14 protein-coding genes and 2 pseudogenes are annotated in these 19,273 nt (G+C 36.8%); all 16 read right to left on the reverse strand.

Going from position 1 to position 19,273, the window contains the following annotated elements; translation table 11 throughout:
- Positions 1-30: 30 nt before the first annotated feature.
- The 16 genes and pseudogenes from mutL to pgsA all read right to left on the reverse strand — a co-directional run bounded on the left by mutL (position 31) and on the right by pgsA (position 19,270).
- Positions 31-1,974 (reverse strand): DNA mismatch repair endonuclease MutL, encoded by a 1,944-nt coding sequence (gene mutL, locus G9F74_RS00310; protein ID WP_016108973.1) that lies wholly within the window; start codon positions 1,972-1,974, stop codon positions 31-33.
- An 8-nt stretch (positions 1,975-1,982) separates the two neighbouring features.
- Positions 1,983-4,655, reverse strand: coding sequence for a DNA mismatch repair protein MutS (gene mutS / locus G9F74_RS00315; RefSeq protein ID WP_016108974.1), 2,673 nt, complete (start codon positions 4,653-4,655; stop codon positions 1,983-1,985).
- Between the two features lie 324 nt (positions 4,656-4,979).
- Positions 4,980-5,522 (reverse strand): outer spore coat protein CotE, encoded by a 543-nt coding sequence (gene cotE, locus G9F74_RS00320; protein WP_001288802.1) that lies wholly within the window; start codon positions 5,520-5,522, stop codon positions 4,980-4,982.
- A 127-nt stretch (positions 5,523-5,649) separates the two neighbouring features.
- On the reverse strand, positions 5,650-6,081 hold the full coding sequence (locus G9F74_RS00325) for a YlbF/YmcA family competence regulator (protein ID WP_000870465.1): 432 nt from the start codon (positions 6,079-6,081) through the stop codon (positions 5,650-5,652).
- 3 nt (positions 6,082-6,084) lie between these two features.
- Positions 6,085-7,614: a tRNA (N6-isopentenyl adenosine(37)-C2)-methylthiotransferase MiaB gene (gene miaB / locus G9F74_RS00330; protein ID WP_001005380.1), complete on the reverse strand. Its 1,530-nt coding sequence runs from the start codon at positions 7,612-7,614 to the stop codon at positions 6,085-6,087.
- 431 nt (positions 7,615-8,045) lie between these two features.
- Complete coding sequence (locus G9F74_RS00335; protein ID WP_000190161.1) at positions 8,046-8,912, reverse strand: 2-oxoacid:ferredoxin oxidoreductase subunit beta; 867 nt, start codon at positions 8,910-8,912, stop codon at positions 8,046-8,048.
- Positions 8,899-10,656: a 2-oxoacid:acceptor oxidoreductase subunit alpha gene (locus G9F74_RS00340; RefSeq protein ID WP_016108975.1), complete on the reverse strand. Its 1,758-nt coding sequence runs from the start codon at positions 10,654-10,656 to the stop codon at positions 8,899-8,901. Before G9F74_RS00340 ends, G9F74_RS00335 begins: the two co-directional genes overlap by 14 nt.
- Before the next feature lie 227 nt (positions 10,657-10,883).
- Positions 10,884-11,807 carry a dipeptidase gene (locus G9F74_RS00345; protein ID WP_000688026.1) on the reverse strand — a complete coding sequence of 308 codons (924 nt, stop codon included), beginning with the start codon at positions 11,805-11,807 and terminating at the stop codon, positions 10,884-10,886.
- Between the two features lie 58 nt (positions 11,808-11,865).
- The gene (gene spoVS / locus G9F74_RS00350) at positions 11,866-12,126 is read right to left on the reverse strand and encodes a stage V sporulation protein SpoVS (RefSeq protein ID WP_000404341.1); all 261 of its coding nucleotides are present in this window, start codon (positions 12,124-12,126) and stop codon (positions 11,866-11,868) included.
- Between the two features lie 149 nt (positions 12,127-12,275).
- Positions 12,276-13,070, reverse strand: a complete 795-nt coding sequence (locus tag G9F74_RS00355) for a TIGR00282 family metallophosphoesterase (RefSeq protein ID WP_001221099.1) — start codon at positions 13,068-13,070, stop codon at positions 12,276-12,278.
- A gap of 147 nt (positions 13,071-13,217) precedes the next feature.
- The gene (gene rny, locus G9F74_RS00360; RefSeq protein ID WP_000204713.1) at positions 13,218-14,783 is read right to left on the reverse strand and encodes a ribonuclease Y; all 1,566 of its coding nucleotides are present in this window, start codon (positions 14,781-14,783) and stop codon (positions 13,218-13,220) included.
- Between the two features lie 484 nt (positions 14,784-15,267).
- Positions 15,268-15,690: pseudogene (locus G9F74_RS00365) on the reverse strand (recombinase RecA family protein); the annotation flags it as partial.
- 268 nt (positions 15,691-15,958) lie between these two features.
- Entirely contained in the window at positions 15,959-16,582 is a 624-nt protein-coding gene (locus G9F74_RS00370; RefSeq protein WP_000301533.1) for a PDDEXK family nuclease, read from the reverse strand.
- 97 nt (positions 16,583-16,679) lie between these two features.
- Positions 16,680-17,288: pseudogene (gene recA, locus G9F74_RS00375) on the reverse strand (recombinase RecA); the annotation flags it as partial.
- Positions 17,289-17,432: 144 nt separating this feature from the next.
- On the reverse strand, positions 17,433-18,671 hold the full coding sequence (cinA, locus tag G9F74_RS00380) for a competence/damage-inducible protein CinA (RefSeq protein ID WP_000990726.1): 1,239 nt from the start codon (positions 18,669-18,671) through the stop codon (positions 17,433-17,435).
- A 20-nt stretch (positions 18,672-18,691) separates the two neighbouring features.
- Positions 18,692-19,270, reverse strand: a complete 579-nt coding sequence (pgsA, locus tag G9F74_RS00385; RefSeq protein WP_001052980.1) for a CDP-diacylglycerol--glycerol-3-phosphate 3-phosphatidyltransferase — start codon at positions 19,268-19,270, stop codon at positions 18,692-18,694.
- Positions 19,271-19,273 lie beyond the last annotated feature (3 nt).

Consider the following 19,273-nt stretch of genomic DNA (forward strand, 5'->3'; position numbering starts at 1 on the left):
GCTCCCTTTTAATATCTAATTTTAGTATCCCTACATAACCCTCTTAAACATCTTCTCCAACTCATAAGTAGAATGATGTACAAGAATCGGTCTCCCGTGCGGGCATGTGTATGGATTTGTTGTTGTACGAAGTTCTTCAAGTAAAGCAAATATTTGATCGTTCGTTAAATATTGATTTGCCTTGATAGATGCTTTACAGCTCATCATAATGGCTGCTTCTTCACGCAACTTTTTAATATCAACTTTTTTTAGTTTAACAACTTGCTCCATCATCTCATCAATGATTTCTGTTTCTTGTCCTTTCGGGAACCACGTTGGATGCGAGCGAACAATAAAAGATTGATGGCCGAATTGTTCCAAAAATAGGCCGACTTTTTTAAGTTCTTCTAGTTGCTCTTCGACACGTAAAAATTCAGTAAGAGATAGGTCAATACGGTACGGTACAAGTAGTTCTTGTACTTCTTGCGCTACTCGTCCTACTTTATCACGGAAGTACTCATAATTAATACGTTCCTGTGCGGCATGTTGATCAATCATATATAACCCATTATCATTTTGAGCGAAAATATATGTTCCGTGCATTTGTCCAATTGGATAAAGCGGTGGTAAATCGTTACCGTTCATTTCAATCTCTTTTATTTCCCCGACCTCTTCTTCCAATTCCTCTAATTCAAAGTCGTCATCGTTACTGTTCCACGATTTCTCTTCTCGAATCGGTTCTTCGATTATCGGTTTAGAGGATGGCTGCCAACTTTGCTCTTCTCTTACGAGCGACTGTGGTGGTTGCCATTCTCGCTTCGCCGGTTGCCAAAGCTGCGCTGGTTGTTTCACAGTTGTTCGTTCTTCTTGTTTTTCATCCATGTCAGTCGGTAAAACGATGTTTGGCATCTGTGGTTCTTTCGGCTTTGTATGCTCAAACTGGAACTGTTCTTGCACACTTTCGTCTTTTTCTTTTTTCTTCGTTGTTACGCCTGCATCTGGAATGAGCTGTATTTTTTTAAATGCAGCTTGCAATGTTTCTTCGATAAGCTTTAGCAATTCTTGTTCTTTACTAAATCGAACTTCTAATTTTGCTGGATGTACGTTAACATCAACAAGCATTGGGTCCATTTCAATCGATAAGAAGCCGATTGGATATCGTCCAACTGGCAGTAATGTATGGTATCCTTGCTGAACTGCTTTCATTAATACGAAATTTCGCACGTAACGGCCATTTACGATCGTTGACATATAGTTACGAGACGCTCGCGTTACTTCTGGTAATGTTACATACCCTTTAATTGTGAAATCTAAAGATTCAGCTTCAATTGGAATAAGCTTCTTCGCAACTTGAATGCTATAAATTGATGCAAGTACTTGCCTTACATCACCATTTCCGGATGTATGAAGCAATTTCTTTTCATTATGAAACAGTCTTAACGATACTTCTGGATGTGACATTGCAATACGATACACGATATCTGTAATATTCCCAAGCTCTGTATGAATTGTTTTCATATATTTAAGACGCGCTGGTGTATTAAAGAATAAGTTTTGTACTGTAATATCCGTTCCTTTTCGGCTCGCTGTTTTTTCTTGTTTTATAATGTCTCCACCTTTAATGATAAGGTGGGTACCCGGCGCCTCACCTGTGCTAGTGATTAATTCCAATTCACTAACTGAGGCAATACTTGGCAATGCCTCACCGCGGAATCCGAGCGTTCTTATACGGAACAGATCGTTTTCATCTTTAATTTTGCTCGTCGCATGTCGTTCAAAGGCGACGATACAATCTTCTTCGGCAATGCCATCTCCATTATCAATGATGCGAATTTTTGATAAACCAGCTTCTTCTAAGTGGATTTCAATAGATGTACTATTCGCATCGATAGAATTTTCCACAAGTTCTTTTACGACTGAGGCAGGGCGCTCTACTACTTCCCCTGCCGCAATTAAGTTAGAGAGTTGGTCATCGAGTTTGCGAATTTTTCCCATCTACTTACTCATCCTTTCTTTAACTTTTTCTGTAAGCGATACAGTTCGTTCATCGCTTCTAAAGGCGTCATATCTAGTAAATCAATTTTTTTAATTTGCGCAAGTACTGCGCTTTCTTTTTGATCAAGCACAGGCTTGTCTTGTTTTTTTGAAGATTGGTCTCCTCCAAAGAAAGATAGTTGTGACTCTTCTTCAGTCTCTTCTTTCTTTTCTTGTATTTCTGCCAATTCTTCTTTTACAACTACAGGTTCTGGAACAACTTCTTGTACCTTTACTTCTACACGCTTTGGAATAATAATTTCTTCTTGTCCTTCTAGTTGCGCTAACACTTCTTTTGCACGAGCGATTAAGCTATCTGGAAGCTCAGCAAGTTGCGCAACGTGAATTCCGTAACTTTTATCGGCTGCTCCATCTTGAATTTTATGAAGGAAGACTACTTTTCCATTCTCTTCAATAGCTGAAACATGTACATTTTTCAGTTGATCTAAACTTTCTTCTAGCACCGTTAATTCATGATAATGCGTAGAGAATAATGTTTTTGCACCAATTTGGTCATGAATATGTTCAATGATTGCTTGTGCAAGCGCCATACCATCATACGTTGATGTACCGCGTCCAATTTCATCAAATAAAATTAAACTTCTTTCTGACGCATTTGCAATCGCATTTTTCGCTTCTAACATTTCAACCATAAATGTACTTTGACCTGAAATTAAATCATCCGCTGCACCAATTCTCGTAAAGATTTGATCGAATACAGGTAATACAGCTTCTGTCGCTGGTACGAAACAACCAATTTGTGACATAACAGTAACAAGTGCTAATTGTCTCATATACGTACTTTTACCAGACATGTTCGGTCCTGTAATTAAAAAGACATCCATCTTCTCTGGCATAATACAATCATTTGGTACATACAATTTCCCGTTCAATACTTTTTCAACGACAGGATGGCGACCATCTTTAATAAAAATTTCACGCTTCGTTGTTAGCACAGGTTTTACAAACTGCTCTTCTTCACTTACAGTCGCAAAGCTTTGTAGTACATCTAATTCACTAATTACTTTCGCTAAATGTTGTAATTTCGGAATGAATACTTTTACTTCTTCACGAAGTGCTGTAAATAAATCATATTCCAGTTGTACAATTTTCTCTTCTGCTTCTAAAATTAACGTTTCTTTTTCTTTCAGTTCATCTGTAATGAAACGCTCAGCATTAGCAAGCGTCTGTTTTCGCTCATAGCGCCCTTCTGGAAGCGCTGCAAGATTCGCCTTCGTCACTTCAATGTAGTAGCCGAAAATACGGTTGTATCCAATTTTTAATGATTTAACCCCTGTAATATCACGCTCTCGTTTTTCAAGCTCCGCGATCCACGTTTTCCCATTTTTGCTCACGTAACGATATTGATCAAGCTTGTCATTATAACCGCCTTTAATAATATCTCCATCTTTAATAGAAAGTGGTGGGTTTTCCTGAATACTTCTTCCTAGTAATTCAGTTAAGCTCTCACATGGATCCGCACCTTGAATTAACCTTGCTGCATAAGCATTATCTAAAAGACTAATCGCTTCTAAAATAGCTGGTACTTGAAGTAAAGAACGTCTTAACTGTAATAAGTCCCGTGCATTTACATTACCAAATGCAACTTTCCCTGCTAAACGCTCTAAATCATATACTTCTTTTAGCTTTTCTTTTAAATCTTCACGTAAGAAGTAATCATTTACAAATGTTTCTACCATTTCTAAACGTTCTTCCACTTTCTCTTTCTGGATAAGCGGACGTTCCATCCACTGTTTTAACATACGGCCACCCATAGCTGTTTTCGTTTTATCTAATAGCCATAATAGTGAGCCTGTTTTTTCTTTCGTACGAAGAGTCTCAGTTAACTCTAAATTACGTTTTGAGTGCACATCAATTTTCATAAATTGATTTGTATAATAAATTTCTACTGGTTGCAAATGATCTAACGAACGTTTTTGTGTTCTTATCACATAGTTAAATAAGCGTCCAATCGCTTTAAGTAACTTTGCTTGTGAAACATTTTTCACAAGATGTTCTAACCCTTCCGGAATCGTTGTTGCATCTTCATACGAAATCGTCATTTTTAATGTTTCAGTTAATTTATTTAATTCATCTTTTGAAAATGTAGAATCTACAACAATTTCTTTCGAACCAGTTGCATACACCTCTAATAAAATATCTTCTACTGAACCTGTTAACAACGTCACTGTATTTTGTCCAGTCGTTAAGTCATTACAAGCTAGCGCATAAGATCCATCTTCGAAATGTGTTAATGCTGCTAAAAAGTTATTCTCTTTCTCGTCTATTGTACGCCCTTCCATCATCGTTCCTGGCGTAATTAGTTGTACTACTTCACGACGTACTACACCTTTAGCTGTTTTTGGATCTTCCACTTGCTCACAAACAGCTACTTTATATCCTTTTTCAACAAGTTGTTCAATATAATTTTTAGCTGCATGATGCGGTACACCGCACATCGGTATACGATCACTACTACCACCATCTCGGCTCGTTAATGTAATTTCAAGTTCATGAGCTGCTTTAACCGCATCTTCAAAGAACATTTCATAAAAATCACCTAATCGGAAAAATAAAAAGGCATCTTGATAGTCTGCCTTAACCTTTAAGTATTGCTGTATCATAGGCGTATATTGCGTCATGTCTTTCCTCCATAATTTTTACATAATAATCTATATTCATCCCGCATTAACGGGCAGTAAGATTCCCACCTCAAAAATCGGCTGGAACAAAGAAGTTAGGTGGGAGATCAACTGCCCGTAAAATCCCGATTGGTTCAACTAATAATCAGTGGGGATCCCCCCACTGATTAAAGTTTCACTTTAAATATGTCACACTTCACGGACATCCATCTCTCCTATTTCAGGAGTCTTTCTTCATTATAACATATTTCATAAAGATTCATGTTCATTCAGCACCACTTATGTAAAGTAAAAAGCTAGGAAGAACTTCTCCCTAGCTTTCTATTACTCTTCTTCTGCGTCAACGATAAAGTTCGGATCTAATTCTTCAAACTCATCATCATCGACTTGGAAATCCTCATCTGATTCTACACAACCTTCAGGATTTACACTTACACAAATTTTTGTTTCTCCAACTACTTCTGTTACAAATTCACGTTCTACAGTTACAACAATTTTATTCCCATTTGGCGATACAAGAGCTTCTAAACAATTTGGCGGTTGAATGACACGAGCAATAATTTCTAAATCGTCACCAGAGAAGTTCTTATCACGATAACCAATGCTTACTTCGTCAGTGTAGTTCACACGTTCTGTTACAACTTCAGTCTTTGTATTGCCATCAAACGAATACCAAGTGTTCACATCATAGAAACCTTCAATTTCTACATGTTTTCCATTCTTTCTCGCTTCGTACGAGTGGTTAATTACCCAGCACCCTAAAATACTTGTTGGCTCATTATTCGATTCACATGTATGCGTTGACTTTGTATACTTACGTCCTTTTCCAACCACTGCTTTTGTAATAATCTCTCTAAATTCGGACATTCGTAACCCTCCTCAATCACTATTCACTTAATCATATGCGTGACAATAGCGGAATGTGTCATTCTTTTTTTGGGAAGAACTTACGTTTAATCCACTAAAAAAAAAGAGATGTCAATATGACATCTCTTTAACAACCACAATTTCCTTTTTTACTTTCTACCGCCGCACCAGTTTCACCCTTAAGTACATCGCCGCCAGTTGAAACTAATATTTCATCTGTAACATTATTAGAAATGGTACTCGCAACTAACTGTAGTAAGTCATTTACATATGTTTGTGAAGATTTAAACTCCTGCACAACTGGAATATTGTCTAACTTATCTTGAAGTGCATCAATTTCAGCTTCTACTTTTTTCAAAGCTTCCCACTTCCCGTAATGTTGCAAGTTAACTGCTTGTTTTTGCAATGCTTTAATTTCATCAATTGCGTGCTTTACATTTTCATTTTTATGAATTTGCGCCTCTGCTTTCTTAAAAAAATCAACTTCTTCTGTTTCAGAAATCATTTTCGCTAATTCTTTCGCTTGCTCTACAATTTCGTCTTTCGTATATACTTTCATCTATTATTTCACCTCAATCGGTTCCTCAACTAATTCCCCGTTAAGAGACCAAGTTTTTGCTTCCGTTATTTTTACTTTCACAAGCTGACCAATTAAAGATTTTGAAGCGACGAAGTTTACAAGTTTATTCGTACGAGTATAACCTGCAAGTACTTCCGGATTATTTTTACTTTCCCCATCAACTAACACTTCTACAACTTGACCTTTATAACGATTATTTTTTTCAACTGCCAACCCATTTACGAGTGTGTTTAATCGTTGTAGTCGTTCTTTCTTTACTTCCATAGGCACATTATCTTTCATTTTTGCAGCTGGTGTACCTTCTCGCGGGGAATAAATAAATGTAAATGCAGTATCAAATCCTACTTCACGATATAACGACATCGTTTCTTCAAATTGCTCATCTGTTTCATTTGGGAAACCGACGATAATATCAGTTGTTAATACTGCGCTCGGAATTGTTTCTTTAATTTTTCTTACAAGTTCTAAATAATGTTCACGTGAATATTTACGTGCCATAATTTTCAACATATCTGTGCTTCCAGATTGAACTGGTAAGTGAATATGTTCCACTAGATTTCCACCTTTTCCAAGCACTTCAATTAAGTGGTCATCGAAATCACGTGGATGACTCGTTGTAAAACGAATACGGGCAATATCAACTTTACGAAGTTCGTCCATTAAATCGCCAAGACCGTATTCTAAATCTTCAAAGTCTTTACCATATGCATTTACGTTCTGTCCAAGTAGCGTAATTTCTTTATAACCATTCGCAGCTAAATGACGAATCTCTTGAATAATATCTTCTGGACGCCTGCTTCGCTCTTTTCCTCGTGTATACGGTACAATACAATATGTACAGAATTTATCACAGCCATACATAATATTTACCCAAGCTTTAATATCGCCACGACGTACTTTCGGAAGGTTTTCAATTACGTCTCCTTCTTTTGACCAAACTTCAACTACCGTCTCCTTCGAGAACATTGCATCTTTTAGAATGTACGGTAATCTATGAATATTATGCGTGCCAAATACCATATCTACATGCTGATTTTTTTGCATGATTTTATTTACAACAGATTCCTCTTGAGACATACAACCACATACACCAATTAAAAGGTCCGGATTTCTACGTTTTAATGATTTTAAATGACCAAGTTCACCAAACACTTTATTTTCAGCGTTTTCACGAATTGCACAAGTGTTTAATAAAACTACATCTGCATCTTCAGTTGAAAATGTCGGTTCATATCCAAGTGTTGTGAAAATACCTGCCATTACTTCCGTATCATGCTCATTCATTTGACACCCATATGTACGAATATAAAACTTTCTTCCTGCACCAAAATTACGAAACTCTTCAGGTAAGCCAAAATCCCGTTCAATTTTAACTTCTTCTTTTCCACGCTTTTTGGCATCTTTTAAGGAAGGTGGTTGATATACGCTTTCAAAGTATTTGCTATAATCTTTCTCTTCTTTTTTCGTAGAGGAATTTGCTTGTTGACTTGCTAATCGTTGTTGCTCGTTCATCGGTAATCTCCTTTCACCCTTAACTATACACACTCTGTAGTCTATTTTAATGCGCTTAGACCCACCTTAAAAATGGTTAGATAGCTTGATTGAGAGATAACTTGTCCTTTGAAACTTGAGTAATCGATCTAATCATCCGTAAGAATGAAGTCTTCCCCACACAAATAGACATTCCCTTTTTATTATTTCATCTTGTCCTACCCAAAAGCATATTGCTTTATCCCTATACACATTACCATAGTATGAAGCGTTTAGCCAATTTTGACAAGGAATAGGACCTGCCTTATCTTACATTTCATAAGCAATGAACTTGCCATTTCCATACAACGATCCTTATATTATTTTACCATTCTGAATTTTCTAAGTAAACAAAGCTATCCTATATTTTTTATTCAGTAAAAAAAGGTTGCCAAATGGCAACCTTTTAATCGTTACATAAATTCAGCAACAAGCTCATCAAACATTTTCTGATCCATATTTAAATCAGCTTGTACTAATGGCTTTTCACTATAGCCTTTTACAAGTTCTTGATATGATGGTTGCGCAGTATTTTGATAAATTAAACCTGTTACTAATCCGTTATTTTCCATTAATGTTTGCATAGCCATCATGCGATTAGATGGATCATATCCCTCTACTGTACTTAGTTTCGTTAAGTTCTCTTTGAACCAATCGTACGTATTTACTTTATTATAAGTAACACATGGACTAAATACATTAATTAATGAGAACCCTTTATGGTTAATACCAGCTTCAATAATTTGCGTTAATTCTTTTAAATCACTTGAAAAGCTTTGCGCCACAAATGTTGCACCAGCTGTTAATGCCATTTCCATAACATTTAATGATGGTTCAATCGAACCTTGTGGTGTACTTTTCGTTTTAAATCCAGCTTCACTACGTGGTGAAGTTTGGCCTTTTGTTAATCCGTAAATTTGGTTATCCATTACTATATACGTAATGTCAATGTTTCTACGAATAGAATGGATTGTATGTCCCATACCAATCGCAAATCCATCACCGTCACCACCTGATGCGATAACTGTTAAATCACGATTTGCCATTTTCACACCTTGTGCAATCGGAAGGGCACGTCCATGAATACTATGCACACCATATGAATTAATATAACCTGATATACGACCTGAACAACCAATACCAGAAACAACAGCAAGTTCATCTGGATTTAAGCCAACGTTAGCTGCCGCACGCTGAATTGCAGCTTGCACCGAAAAGTCTCCGCAACCTGGGCACCAGTTTGGTTTTACACTGTTACGAAAGTCCTTAAATGTTGCCATTTAATACAACCCCTTTTTTGCATTCGTTGTAAATCTCTTTTGGCAAGAATGGGTTTCCATCATATTTTAAAAGACTAGAAATTTTCTCACCACTACCAAGATTCATTTTCATAATGTTAGCAAGCTGACCAGTCGCGTTGTTTTCTACAACTACAACACGTTTTGCATTTTTCACAAGTGGATCGATTTCAGCTTTCGGGAACGGGTGAATTAAACGGATTTGAGCATGGTTTACTTTCATACCCTCTTGTTCTAAACGCTCCATTGCCTCTTCGATCGCACCACGAGTTGAGTTAAATCCAACAAGCAATACATCTGCTTCCTCATGCTTAACATTTTTATAAACAGGGGTATTAAACTTCAAGTTCTCCATTTTACGGAAACGTTTGTCCATTTGATCTTTACGGTTTATTGCCGATTCAGATGGTTTACCAGTTTCATCATGTTCTACACCTGTAACATGGTGAATACCATTTTTCATACCAGGTAAAACACGTGGTGAAACGCCATCTTCTGTTACTTCATAACGCTTGAAGTATGCTTTATTTTCACGTTCTGGTAATTCTGCTTCTAAATCCAGCTTACCGCGACGAATTTCCACTTTATCTAACGTAAGCGGTTCTACAGTTTGTTTACCTAAAGAAAGCTGTAAATCCGTTAAGAAAATAACAGGCACTTGATATTCTTCAGCTAAGTTAAACGCTTCTACAATATCATAGAAAGCTTCTTCCACTGTACTTGGCGCCATTACGATTTTTGGAATTTCACCATGCGTACCGTAAATCATCGCCATTAAATCAGACTGCTCTTGTTTCGTTGGTAACCCCGTACTTGGACCACCACGTTGCGTATCAACAATTACTAGCGGTGTTTCTGTAATACCTGCTAACCCAATCGCTTCCATCATTAAAGAAAGACCAGGCCCTGCAGATGCTGTTAATGTACGAACACCAGCATAGTTTGCGCCAATTGCCATTGTACAAGCTGCGATTTCATCCTCAGTTTGGATTACTGTTCCGCCGACTTTAGGCAATTTTTTAATTAAGTATTCCATAATTTCAGATGCAGGTGTGATTGGATATGCTGACATAAAACGAGCGCCACCAGCTACCGCACCAAATGCGATTGCATCGTTTCCAATCATAAACATGCGTTTCTTACCATTAGCTTTTTCAAGCTGCATCATGTTAACTTTCTCACCTAGCAATTCTTTCATATATTGAGAGCCGCGTTTAATTGCGTCCATATTCTTTTGAACGACTTGCTCTCCTTTACGACCAAAGATTTCTTCAACAACATCCAAATAAGCTGTTTCGTCTAAACCTAATACCGCACTTGATGCTCCAACAGCAACCATGTTTTTCATTAATGATGTGCCTAATTCTGAAGCAATATCTGTAAACGGTATCACATATAAATTTACATCTGTATTGTCAGGTATTGTTGGATTAAATTTCGCATCCGCAACGACAATTCCGCCTGGACGTAGTTCGTGGAAGTTAAAATCAATTGTTTCTTGATCAAAAGCAATTAAAATATCTAAGTCATCTGAGATCGCACGTACTTCTGTTGTACTTACGCGAATTTTATTATTTGTATGGCCGCCTTTTATACGTGATGAGAAGTGGCGGTAACCGTATAGGTAATATCCTAATCGGTTTAATGCTATACAGAAGATTTCCCCTGTACTTTCAATTCCTTCACCTTGTTGGCCTCCAACTTTCCATGAAAGTTGACTAATCATCTCCTACACCCCTTTTGGCTGCATTCATTGTAGTGTATTTTTTTACAGTATTAGTTTAGCATTTTTTATGCAAATAAACTACAACGGACGCAAATTATGCCTCTTCTGATTTCCCTGAATCTTAAGTATAAAGCTATTTCGTTTTTCATTCTAGTATTAGGTCCTAAAAAAAGCAATAATATCAATTGAATTTATTTTAATTTTTCTGAATTTTTAAAACAAAACACTTAAAAACTTATATGTTCAACAAAGTTATCATACAAAAATCGTTCTACAGTTGATGCAGCATAGTGTTTATATAGTTCATTAATTACATTTTCATAATCTTCATACACCGATACATTTGCAACTGTTTCTAAAATCCCATCAAAATCTGAACCAAACCCTATGTTGTTTTCTCCACCTAGCGAACAAATATAATCGATATGTTTTATTATATCTGTAATATTCGCTTGTTTTTCATTTGTAAGAAACTGAGGTACAAAAGTGACACCAATCATGCCATTTCGCTTTATAAGGAATTGAATTTGTTCCTCATTTAAATTACGTGGATGGTCACACAGTTTATAGCAATTTGAGTGAGATGCAATAGGATTATTTGCAATTTCTACCACATCCCAAAAACTTCTCTCATTTAAATGGGACAGATCGGTCCATAAATGCAACGTATTAAGTTCTTGTACAACTTGTCTACCGAAAGTAGTTAAGCCTGCTCCACGTGTCTCTAGCGCCCCATCAGCTAACAAATTCGCATAGTTCCATGTTAATCCAAAGGAACGTAAACCTAATTGATAAAACAAACGTAATTTCATCGCTTCTTTTCCAATTGCTTCGCATCCTTCTAATGTTAAAAGAGCTCCAATCTCGTCCTGTTTTAACATACTTATATCAGCTTTCGTTCGGATCAACTTCACACCTGGTAGCGATAAAATTTCATTATAAAAAATATCTATCATTTGTAATGCCGCTTCAAAACGTTTTTCATATGCTACTGTTTCTGGCACGTATATAGCAAAACATTGTATACTTCCTTTTCTTTTCTTTAATTGTTCAAATGTAATATGTAATTGTGAATCATTTTTAAAATTCTTTTTCCCCTTTGCAATCCATAACTGTAAGAGTACATCACAATGAGCATCAAAAATTTTCATTTTCATTCCTCCACTATAAAAATAACCTGTTTGCATACTGCAAACAGGTTGTTTAAACTTAACGAGGTTCTACAATTAATTTTATTGCTGTACGCTCTTCCCCATCAATCATAATATCTGTAAACGCTGGGATACAAATCAGGTCCAAACCACTAGGCGCTACAAACCCTCTTGCAATTGCTACTGCCTTTACCGCTTGGTTCAATGCACCTGCACCAATAGCTTGAATTTCTGCTGTTCCGCGTTCGCGAATAACACCTGCAAGTGCACCAGCTACAGAATTAGGGACCGACGTTGCTTTAACTTTTAATATTTCCATTCCGCGTTTCCTCCTCGTTTCTTTAAAAAGTATTAGCAATTATATCACTTTAACTTATATTCACGAGGAATGGCGCGTATTCCTGCTAAATTTTCGTAATTTTTCTAAAAAATTAAAATATAATAACTTATCTAAATCTTTACGGAGATTTACTCGAAAAATGGTTGATCGTCATTAATTAAAATGCGCTCAATTTTCTTTGCTTTTCCTGTATTCGGATCCACATCAATTAGCACTGCACTTAATTGTGTTCTACCATTCGTCACTTCAAATCTTACCGGTAAGTTTGTTAAAAACTTCTTCAAGACCGCTTCTCTATCCATACCTAAAATTCCGTCATACGGGCCTGTCATACCAACATCTGTAATGTATGCTGTTCCGCTTGGTAAAATACGATTATCTGCTGTAGGTACATGAGTATGTGTACCTACTACCGCTGTAGCACGACCATCTACATACCAACCGAGCGCTTGTTTTTCACTTGTAGTTTCCGCATGAAAATCAACAAAGATAATATTCGTACGTTTTTTCGCAATGTTAATTAATTCATCCACTTTTCGAAATGGACAATCAATCGGAGGAAGGAACGTACGCCCTTGTAAGTTAATAACTGCAACTTCTGTTCCATTACAATTCACAAATATAAGACCTTTTCCCGGTGTTCCTTCTGGGAAGTTAGCTGGTCTTGCAAGATATTTTGCATCATCAATAAATTCAAATACCTCACGATTATCCCAAGCATGGTTTCCAAGTGTAACCGCTTGTGCGCCGCACTCTAAAAAGTTTCGATAAATTTTTTCTGTAATACCACGCCCACCTGCTGCATTTTCTCCATTAATGATTGTTACTGTAGGTGTATATTTTTTCTTTAACGCCGGTACGTATTGTTGAATCATACTTCTACCAGGAGATCCTACTACATCCCCAACAAATAATATTCTCATATGTCTTACCCTTTCTATGTACTACATTTTTTATTACTATAACTTCAAGCAATTTCCTTACAACAAATTTATTATAAGTTTGTTTCACTTGATTTTCTTTATTTTATCCAATTCCAACACAAAAAAATAAAGTGGTGTTTCACCACTTTATTTTGCGTATTCCACTGCACGTGTTTCACGAATAACAGTTACTTTAATATGTCCTGGGTAATCCAGTTCATTTTCAATACGTTTTCGAATATCACGAGCTAAACGATGAGCTTCTAAGTCATCGATTGTATCTGGTTTTACCAGAATACGAACTTCACGTCCTGCTTGAATTGCGAATGATTTTTCAACGCCTTCATAAGACTCTGAAATCTCTTCTAACTTTTCAAGACGACGAATGTAGTTTTCAAGCGTTTCACTACGAGCTCCCGGTCTTGCAGCTGATAATGCATCTGCTGCTGCAACTAAAACTGCAATGATAGAAGTTGGTTCTGTGTCACCATGGTGAGATGCAATACTGTTTATAACTACAGGATGCTCTTTATATTTCGTCGCGAGTTCAACACCAATTTCAACGTGGCTACCTTCTACTTCATGATCAATCGCTTTTCCGATATCATGTAATAGACCTGCACGTCTTGCTAGTTTTTCATCCTCACCAAGCTCTGCTGCCATAAGTCCAGTTAAATATGCAACTTCCATAGAGTGTTTTAAGACGTTTTGTCCGTAACTTGTACGGTATTTCAAACGACCTAAAATCTTAATTAAATCTGGATGTAATCCGTGAACACCCACTTCAAACGTTGTTTGCTCTCCGACTTCGCGAATATACTCGTCCACTTCACGTCTTGATTTTTCGACCATCTCTTCAATACGCGCTGGGTGAATACGTCCGTCCTGTACTAGTTTATCAAGAGCGATACGAGCTGTTTCACGACGAATTGGGTCGAATCCAGAAAGGATTACCGCCTCTGGTGTATCATCGATAATTAAGTCAATACCCGTTAACGTTTCTAACGTACGAATATTACGACCTTCACGCCCGATAATACGTCCCTTCATTTCGTCATTTGGAAGATTTACAACCGAAACGGTTGTTTCAGCAACATGATCAGCTGCACATCTTTGCATTGCAAGAGATAAAATCTCTTTTGCTTTCTTATCCGCTTCTTCTTTCGCGCGAATTTCACTTTCTTTTACCATAACGGCAATTTCATGAGAAACTTCACTTTCCACTTTACCAAGAATAATTGCTTTCGCTTGTTCGCGTGTCAGATTGGAAATGCGCTCTAATTCTGTTTGTTGCTTTTGAACTAACTCTCCCACTTTGCTTTCCAACTCTTCAATCTGTTGTTGTTTCGCTACAAGAGAATCCTCTTTCTTCTCTAACTGTTGCTCGCGCTTATCGAGCGTTTCGTCTTTACGATCAAGGTTCTCTTCTTTTTGCATTAAACGATTTTCTTGTTTTTGTAATTCGCTTCTACGGTCACGAATTTCTAATTCAGCTTCTGTACGAAGTGTATGAATTTCATCCTTTGCTTCTAAAAGCGCTTCTTTCTTAAGTGCTTCTGCATCACGATTCGCTTCGTCTAAAATACGTCTCGCTTCATTAGCTGCACCATTAATCTTCGCTTCAGCAATAGACTTTCGAACAAAAAAGCCAACAACTGCACCGACTGCTGTTGCAAGCAAAATGGAGATGAGTATCCAAAATGTACTCGTCATGATTTCACCTCCCCTTGCTATGAATGAAAAAAGACTGTCGGCATGTACATTGAATTACAACATACAGCAAAGACCGTCGTCCCGCTTTTTTAAGGGACTTTCTTCATTTCACAATTAAAATGTCATATTATTATTTCGGCAAGATTTAAACCTTACTCCGAATATTACTTCTCTTCTTGAGAAGAGTATATCGTATATAAGAAAAAATATACATTCTCATTGTATCTATCGGAATTTTCATTGTCAAGCGTTGTCTACTTTTACTTTCTTTACCTTCAGTCCTGAATGTTATCTGAATTTGAAAAATTGATAGCATATTATCCTGGAAAACCTTAGTAAATACCATTTTATTCCCTTAAAACATATGAATATCCCTCTTTACACATCCCGTTTGAGTCAAAAAAAATTTTTTTAACTACTGCGATATACACGATTTTAATAGAAGGTAAAAAAATAAAAGACACGGGACCGTGTCTTTTATTTTTTAATCTTGAAGAGTTGAATCTTCCGTGTCTTCCACACCTGAGTCTTCACCAATTCCGTGATGATCACGAACAAAGAAGGCAATTTCCTCTCTTAAATCCGTATTCTCTTTTAAGAATTGTTTTGAATTTTCACGACCTTGTCCTAAACGTTCTTCATTATACGAGTACCAAGCACCACTCTTTTGAACGATATCAAGTTCAGAAGCCATATCTAAAATTTCACCTTCTCTTGAAATACCTTCTCCGTACATAATATCAACTTCAGCAACACGGAATGGTGGTGCTACTTTATTTTTCACTACTTTTACTTTCGTTTTATTACCAACGATGTCGTTACCTTGTTTTAATTGCTCAGCACGACGTACTTCAAGACGAACTGTTGAATAGAATTTCAACGCACGACCACCTGGAGTTGTTTCTGGCACTATCTATAGATTTTCCATCTCTATAGTCCGGACTATCTCTTCATCTCTTTACAGAGAGCCTTGCACTTCCAGCAGTAGCCTATCATCTGCCGTACCCTACTCAGTTAACTAAAAGTCCTTTTCGGTAGTCTCTACACCTTCCCCATATCACTATGGAGCTTGGCACGGTATTACCCTAAATAATGGTGGGCTTCACCGTTAGCAACTATATGGATAGTTACACCCTTAGGCAATAAGGTTCACAAGGTTTTTTTACATGCTATCACTAGCAAGGGAAACCCATGGTAAACTCCTTAATCTTTTGCAAGACTTTTTCTTTATTTGCTAACTCTTCTTCATGTATAACAAGATATTTATAGCAGCCCTCTTCCATAAATAAAAGTTTTCTTTTATCTCGTTCTTTTATCTTTTTGAGTGAGTGTGCCCATTTCCCATGGACATCTAAACAATATTTTCTACCTAAGTAGAAATCAATAGACCACTTATCGATTCTTTTTTGCTTAATGAACGCCAGATCTAAACTTAACAACATCTGTTCAACCTGTTGTTCCAGTAAAGTATCATAATTTTTCTTTCTGACCTTTACATTAAGCTCTTTTCTCCTTTTAGCAACACATGTATCGGATACGCCATACTTAATAGCAATTTCAACATGTGATAAATATGGATTTTTCAATTCTTGTTCAACTTCTGCGGTTTTAGGCAAGTAAATCTTTCTATATCTGGTTCTTTTAATTCCGAGTAACTTTAATATTTCACCTACTCGCCTTTCATCAAGATTAATTTCTTTACCTATATCTTTCAATTTGCTATCCGCATGTGTCACAATAAAATCCACTTGCCATTGTTCTATGTTTCGATAAGTTCTATTTCCAATTGTCACTGCCACTTTAATCTCTCCCTATAAGAAATCCCTTATAAAGACTTAGTCGAAGAAGACAAATAAAGACTCAAGTACATTACTTTGATTAAGCAACTTGTAGTTGATTTCCGAACATAACCCCAACTTTTTCACGAATTTGGTTGATAAAGATTGCGATTGTTTTTGATTTATTGATTGCACCTGAAAGCTTACGAAGTGCTTGTGACATTAAACGTGCTTGTAAACCTACGTGTGAGTCACCCATGTCTCCTTCGATCTCTGCTTTCGGTACAAGAGCTGCTACAGAGTCAATTACGATAATGTCAACCGCGCCACTTCGTACAAGTGCTTCTGCGATTTCTAGTCCTTGTTCCCCTGTATCAGGCTGTGATAATAGTAATTCATCTATGTTAACGCCTAATTTTTGTGCATATACAGGATCCATTGCATGCTCCGCATCAATAAACGCTGCTTGTCCACCTTGACGCTGTACTTCAGCGATTGCATGTAATGAAACTGTTGTTTTACCTGAACTTTCAGGTCCGTAAATTTCAATAATACGGCCACGTGGGTATCCGCCTACCCCTAGTGCCACATCAAGTGCTAAAGAACCACTTGAAATTGTAGAAATTCTACGCTCAGCTTGTTCTCCTAATTTCATAATTGAACCTTTACCGAATTGCTTCTCTATTTGTTTTAACGCCATATCTAATGCCGCTTGACGATCACTCATTCAAAATTCCTCCTTAACTGAATTGCTAATCTTATTATACCTATTTTCAATTCAATTTGCCAACAAAAATCGAACATTTATTCGATTTTTTTATTTTCCATTACATAAAACTGCATTTAACCATTAAAAAAAGCTAAAAGAGACTTATATCTCTTCTAGCTTTTTATACAAATGATAAAACCCATATTTTGCTGAGCGTTCCCTAATTTGTTGACGACTTCCGCTTAAATTTAGAGGAAAGACTACAGTTGGTTCATCTTTAATCGCCAATCCAACAAATACTGTTCCCGGCTCTTTATGTTCTGAAGCATCTGGTCCTGCTACCCCAGTGAAACTAATTCCGATATCCGCTTTTAATAATTCTTTAACATTTTCAGCAAGATAACGAGCACATTCTTTACTAACTGCACCGTCAGTAGACAACACTTCCTCAGGTACATGTAAAACATGTTGCTTCACATCATTATGATAACAAATGACACCGCCTTTAAATACTGAAGACACACCAGCACTTTCTGTTACTTGATTACCGAAGAGACCACCTGATAAACTTTCTGCACACGCTAAAGTTAATCCTTTTTTCTTCAATAACTCTATCACCTTATAGTGCAGAAACTCTTGGTCATACCCGTAGAAAAATTCTCCTACTCTTTCTAAAATCAAATCTTCCATATGCTGAATGAGTTTCTCCGCTTCATGAGCATTTTGATGCTTCGCAGTTAAACGTAATGTCACTTCTCCATCATTCGCAAGCGGGGCGATTGTCGGGTTCGTTTGTCCATCAATTAAATCTTGAACTTTCACCTCTAATTGAGATTCCCCAATTCCGAAGAAGCGAAGCACGCGAGAATAAATGTTTTCTCCTGTTGTAAAGTTACGTAAAAAAGGCTCTACATAACTTACATACATTGGCCTCATTTCTTTCGGTGGTCCTGGTAATAAAATATAAACTTTTCCGTTCTTATTTAAACCCATACCAGGTGCCATACCGTGATCATTTGCAAATACAGTTGCTCCATTCAAAACGAGTGCCTGCTTTTTATTATTTTCAGTGAACTCACGACCTGTACGCTTAAAATAATCGCTTATTAATGCTAATGCATTTTTGTCATATACAAGCTCTTCCCCTAAGCTAGACGCAATTGTTTCCTTCGTCAAATCATCTTTTGTCGGGCCTAATCCACCTGTAAAAATAAGCATGTCCGCACGTTCTTCTGCAACTTCAATCGCCTGCTGTAATCGTTTGTTATTATCTCCAACTACAGTATGGTAGTACACATTAATGCCAATTGAAGCTAACTTTTCAGATAAAAACTGGGCGTTTGTATTTGCAATTTGTCCAAGTAATAATTCCGTTCCAACCGCAATAATTTCAGCATTCATCCCAATTCCCCCATAAACTTCTATTTTGAGTTTACAAAAGCAGCTCTATTTTTCCAGAAATAATCCCATCCTGAAATAACAGTAAAAATTAATGCAATCCATATAAAGATATCAGCAACTGGAATATGGATTAAATTTAACGGTACATCGTGTAATAAATACGCTGCAATCGCAATAATTTGTGTCCATGTTTTAATTTTCCCTAATTGATTCGCTGCAACGACTTCCCCTGTTCCAGCAAGTACAAGTCGTAAACCTGTCACAGCAAACTCACGACTTATAATTACTATAACGATCCAAGCTGGTACAGATCCCATCTCGACTAATGTGATAAGTGCTGCCGAAACAAGTAATTTATCTGCTAACGGGTCAAGGAATTTCCCTAAGTTTGTTACAAGATTATACTTTCTTGCGTAATGTCCATCAATCCAATCTGTAGCTGAGGCAATAATAAAGATAAGCGCCCCTACTAAGTGTTGAATTGGTAGATCTACATCACCAATTGTGTATGAACCCCAATCAAAGGGTGCTAACATAATTACCATAAAAACTGGGATTAAGAAGATTCTAGATATTGTAATTTTATTTGGTAAATTCACAGC

It is taken from the genome of Bacillus sp. EKM202B (assembly GCF_011066025.1).
Classification (GTDB): Bacteria; Bacillota; Bacilli; order Bacillales; family Bacillaceae_G; genus Bacillus_A; species Bacillus_A toyonensis.